Annotated in this window: 2 protein-coding genes; both read left to right on the forward strand. The window is 39.6% G+C overall.

Translation table 11 applies throughout. The annotated features are described in order from the left end of the window. Positions 1–241 (forward strand): hypothetical protein (locus AFK68_RS38235; RefSeq protein ID WP_210407258.1); only part of this gene is annotated, 241 nt, incomplete at its 5' end. Positions 242–828: 587 nt separating this feature from the next. Further along, entirely contained in the window at positions 829–3,156 is a 2,328-nt protein-coding gene (locus AFK68_RS06180) for a cation-translocating P-type ATPase (RefSeq protein WP_094672020.1), read from the forward strand. Positions 3,157–3,691 lie beyond the last annotated feature (535 nt).

The following is a 3,691-nucleotide window of genomic DNA, read 5'->3' on the forward strand; positions in this document are numbered from 1 at the left end:
ATTAATTACCTCTTCTGTAATAGAGGGATTGGCTAAAAGGAATTTTTTTTCTTCTCTTGGTCGATTGGATATGGCGAGGTTCCCTCGCCATCTCTCGACCGCTTTTTTCTCCATGAATGGAGAGGCTTTATATCTTGATTTTTCGGTAAAAGCAACCCTTGAAATTGAGAGAGAATTAAAAGTTACTGCTAAAGTAAGGTCTTTTAACCTGATAAATAATTATTCATTATTTGCGCTCTAGCTGACTGCTAAGAGCTGAATGCTTACGGAAGTTTTGATTAAGCATGAGAGTAGGTAGGGACGTTGTATGTAACCTCCCTACGAAGAATTAAAGATAAGAATAATTAACATTAACTGAGTTAAAATTAGCAAAAAAATTAAAATATAGGTGTTAACTACTTAATAACTGAAGTGTTAGCTAAGTATAGCATTAATCCATGGTAATTGGGATAAATTGAGAAATCTTATAAATATAGCAATCCCCGCATAGGTTGCGGTTCAATAATTGATAATTGATAATTACCTCTTCCTTTTAGGAAGAGGATTGAATAAAAGGAAAATAAATTCATTGTTTATCCTTTAAAGGAGAGGCTTTGAACCTTAATTATTGGGCAATAAAAAAGTAGAAAAAAAAACTGAAACCCCCGCCAGTTTCCTGTTGCATTTTCTCTAAAAGCGGTAAGATTTTTATACACAAAGAAAATAGGATTGCTATAGTATAAGCGCGAACTAAATAAAATCTTAAAAAAATAGGTTGACTTATTGAATGATAACTATTTTTTTTCTATATTAAAATAGAAACTTTAACAAATAATTGGAGAAAATTTGATGCAAGTTATACCCAAACCAGAAACAACAACAATTAACCATTCCCCACCAGAAACCATTACCCTTGATGTCAGTGGTATGAAATGTGCTGGATGTGTTAAAGCAGTAGAGCGACAATTAACTCAACAAACAGGCGTTATCTCCGCTCGCGTCAACCTGGCAACCGAAGTCGCAACAGTTGAATGCCAAACAAACCAGGTCGATCCAAACACTCTCGCTCAAAAACTCACAGATAACGGTTTCCCCACTCAACCACGCCTCGACACCTCCGAAACAGATGCTGCTAAGAAACAAACCGAACGCCATCGTCAAGAAATTAAACAACAAATTTGGCGGATAGCGATCGCTTCTTTACTACTAATTCTCTCAGGTATCGGACATTTAGGACACTTCATCGGCTCAGAAATTCCTATTCTGGGGAATATTTGGTTTCATGCAGTTTTAGCTACCGTCGCTCTATTACTACCAGGAAGAGAAATAATCATCGACGGCGCTCGGAGTATGTTACGCAACGCTCCTAATATGAACACTTTAGTTGGTTTGGGTGCTGTTACTGCTTATACTGCTAGTATCATTGCTTTGTTATTTCCACAGTTGGGATGGGAATGCTTTTTTGACGAACCTGTAATGATACTTGGTTTCATTCTCTTAGGTAAAACTCTTGAGCAACAAGCAAGATATCGAGCAGCATCTACCCTACAGTCATTAATTGCACTCCAACCAGCAACTGCACGTTTAGTTCCTGCACCCAACGGCAACAATAATTCTTCTGAGTCTGTAGAAATTCCTGCTTCACGAGTCAAGGTGGGAGAATATTTACAAGTATTACCAGGGGAAAAATTTCCTGTGGATGGGGAAATATGTGATGGTAAAACAACTGTAGATGAGTCTATGCTTACCGGGGAGTCGATACCTGTAGTTAAAGAATTTGGTGCTAATGTTGCTGCGGGAACTATTAATAAGTCTAGCGCTATAGTTATCCAAGCAACTCGCACGGGTTCAGAAACTACATTAGCTCAAATTGTCAAATTAGTCGAAACTGCCCAAACTAGAAAAGCTCCCATTCAAAATTTAGCAGATACGGTGGCAGGGTATTTTACTTATGGCGTAATGACTATTGCTAGTCTGACATTTTTATTCTGGTATTTTGTCGGTACTAATATTTGGTCTCACGTTTTACAGACATCCAGTCACGAGGGAATGATGATGACTCATTCTACTTCTCCTCTACTTTTGAGCTTGAAATTAGCGATCGCTGTTTTGGTTATTGCTTGTCCTTGTGCTTTAGGTTTAGCAACACCAACTGCTATATTAGTCGGTTCGGGTGTGGGAGCGCAAAGAGGTTTGTTAATTAAAGGTGGGGATGTATTGGAAAAGGTGCATGAGTTAGATACTGTCGTTTTTGACAAAACTGGAACCTTGACTACCGGACATCCGACTGTCACTGACTTAGTAGGAGATAACCCAGAATGGTTGTTACAGGTTGCTGCTACTGTAGAAAGTGGTGCAAGTCATCCTTTAGCAGAGGCAATTTTACAAAAAGCAGAGGAAGAAAATGTGGCGTTATTACCAGCAACAGATTTTTATACTGAACCAGGTTTAGGAATATCTGCGGTTGTTGATGGTAAGACAGCTTTAGTTGGTAACTGGGAATGGTTAAATAGACATCAAATTATTGTTGAGAAAGAAAATATTCCCACTTTAACAAGCAAAACAACAGTTTATGTTGCTGTAGATGGGGTATTAGTTGGAATTATTGGAGTTAGTGATGTTTTGCGGAATGATACTCAGACAACAGTTAAACGTCTGCAAAATATGGGTTTAAGGGTAATGTTATTAACAGGCGATCGCTCTTCTGTTGCCGTAACTATTGCGCAACAGTTAGGTTTACCTGCTGAGGATGTTTTAGCAGAAGTACCACCAGAAGGAAAAGCTCAGGCGATCGCTACTTTACAGTCAAAAGGTGAGAAAGTGGGAATGGTAGGAGATGGTATTAATGATGCTCCTGCTTTAGCTCAAGCGAATGTGGGTATTGGGATGCAAGCAGGTACAGATGTGGCGGTGGAAACTGCTGATATTGTATTGATGCAGGATAAGTTAATGGATGTGGTGGAGTCTATTAAACTAAGTCGCACCACTTTCAACAAAATTCGTCAAAATCTGTTTTGGGCGTTTGCCTATAATATTGTTGGTATTCCCGTAGCTGCGGGGGTATTGTTGCCGAGTTTAGGAATTATTCTTAGTCCTAGTGCTGCGGGTGCTTTGATGGCGTTTAGTTCGGTGAGTGTTGTGACTAACTCTTTGTTATTGCGTAGCACATTTCGTTGAAATTAGACCACAAGTAGGGACGTTCCATGGAGCGTCCCTAGACGATAGGAAGTAATCTCTTCAAACCATGAGATTGCTTCCTTACGGAACCTTCTGTCTCCTGCCTTCTCAATTCTCAATTCTCAACGGAACCTTATGCCTCCTGCCTTCTCAATTCTCAAGTTGTCATTGCGACGATAGGAAGCAATCTCAGGGGTTCGCGGAGATTGCTATCCGTTCCGGAATGCTCCGCAAACCTTCCACTCCGTTCCAGTCGCAATGACTTGGGTATAGCAATTATCAGGATTTTATAGAACCCCTGAAGGTATCTCCGCAAAGGTAAGGGTTTTTGCCAAAGGAGTCAGTCCTCAGTCCTCAGTAGTCAGGAGATGGAGAATAAAGAAATAGAGGAAAAAGGTAGAATTTTTTTGACTTACTTCATCATCTCCCCCACTCCCCTACTCTCAATCTCTAATTTTAAATAGACCCCTTCAGGGGTTCTATATGAACGAAACCTTCTGACTCCTCAATTATCAATTATCCATTATCCATTATC

The organism is Hydrocoleum sp. CS-953, assembly GCF_002260545.1.
GTDB lineage: Bacteria > Cyanobacteriota > Cyanobacteriia > Cyanobacteriales > Microcoleaceae > Trichodesmium.

Coding starts and splice junctions, on each gene's coding strand:
- AFK68_RS06180 (WP_094672020.1), top strand. CDS start 829: ATGCAAGTTATACCCAAACCAGAAACAACAACAATTAACCATTCCCCA.